Source organism: Mesorhizobium sp. GbtcB19, from assembly GCF_019091085.1.
Lineage (GTDB): Bacteria > Pseudomonadota > Alphaproteobacteria > Rhizobiales > Rhizobiaceae > Mesorhizobium.
Genome location: NZ_JAGXJY010000431.1, coordinates 1 through 243 on the forward strand (window position 1 = coordinate 1; position 243 = coordinate 243).

Sequence of the window (243 nt, forward strand, 5' to 3'; positions counted from 1 at the left end):
CCTTGCTTGATGATTGCGACCAGTAGGGGCGAAAAGGCCGCGCTTGCCGCCAGGTTGTTGCGGGGGAACAGCACCAGGTTTTCCGGCCGGAACATTGTCTCGAACAGCGCCCAGGCTCCCGCCGCGGTCTCGACCTTGGCCTGCCGTGATTCCGCGGGCAGGGCGGTGGGGCGTCCAAGCGGATCGAGCGCCGGATCGGCGAACACACCCAGTACGCCGGCCAGCGCTGGCCGGGCGTGGCGC

General features: G+C 69.1%; 1 pseudogene. It reads right to left on the reverse strand.

The window, feature by feature from the left end:
* A pseudogene (locus KVT37_RS32670) lies at positions 1–243 on the reverse strand (TetR/AcrR family transcriptional regulator); the annotation flags it as partial.